This window comes from Streptomyces sp. NPDC057743 (assembly GCF_042798755.1).
Classification (GTDB): domain Bacteria; phylum Actinomycetota; class Actinomycetes; order Streptomycetales; family Streptomycetaceae; genus Streptomyces.
Genome location: NZ_JBHVJX010000047.1, coordinates 49,030 through 50,018, shown reverse-complemented (window position 1 = coordinate 50,018; position 989 = coordinate 49,030). Strand labels below are relative to the sequence as shown.

Genomic DNA, 989 nt, shown 5'->3' with positions numbered 1-989 from the left:
ACAGTGCCCCGTCCGGTCCCTGTCCTCAACTCCCACCGGGCGGAGGCGCCCAAGTCACGGGAGGGGGCGGGCCGGAGGGGGTGGGTTTCCGGACGTAAAGCGAAGCAGTCCGGAAACCCGCCCCCGGAGGACCGCACCCGCCACCCACCAACAACCAGGCGCCCCCGGCCAACACACCCCTCCGCCGAAGGCGAAAAGACAGCAACCCGCACGGCGGGAGAGCCAACTACGTGGGAAGCCACCCCACCGCGGCGACCACATCCGCCGCGACGGCCGGCACGGACCGCCCGTCAGTGGGCACCCGCAGCACATCCGCGGCCACCCGCTCGTCCAACATCCGGGCCTTACGGGCGCTGCTGGCCAGCTCCTGGGCGAGCTCCGAGCCACGTTCCCGGCCGGTGAGCCGGGCCTCCGTCGTGGCGTCCGTGGCGGTGAGCAACACCCGCACGATCCGCACCCCGGGCCCCATCGCCCGCTCGAACATCCCCGTGCTCTCCGGCAGCACGCTCACCGTGTTGGTGTAGAGCAGCCGCCGACAGCCAACGCGGGCGTAATTCGCCCACACCGCCGTCAAGTTGCGCTCGGTGATCGCGGACCGCGACGGATCGTCCTCCGGCGCCGGATGGATCTGCCCCATGAAGTCCCCTTCCACAACGGCGTGTCCCACCCCCGCCCCCCGCAACAGCGCCGAGACCTCCCACGCCACCGACGTCTTCCCGACCCCGGCCCGCCCCCCGAGGAGCAGCGCTTCACTCTCCACCTCATACGTCCCCATCCCGTAAGGGTGGCAGCCCCAACAACCCGCAGACGAACGGTTTTCCGCACCCCCACCCAGCCCTACCTCCTCCCCCACCGGGCGGGGAGCGCCCACCTCACGGGAGGGGGCGGGCCGGAGGGGGCGGGTTTGCGGACGTAAAGCGAAGCAGTCCCGCGACCACCCCCCCCCCGGGCGCCCCCCGCCCCCACCCCCCCCCCGGCCCCCCCCCCCC

Annotated in this window: 1 protein-coding gene; it reads right to left on the bottom strand. The window is 73.2% G+C overall.

Annotated elements, in window-relative coordinates:
- Positions 1-226: 226 nt before the first annotated feature.
- The gene (locus tag ACFVFQ_RS34245) at positions 227-775 is read right to left on the bottom strand and encodes a hypothetical protein (protein WP_383423693.1); all 549 of its coding nucleotides are present in this window, start codon (positions 773-775) and stop codon (positions 227-229) included.
- Positions 776-989: the final 214 nt, after the last annotated feature.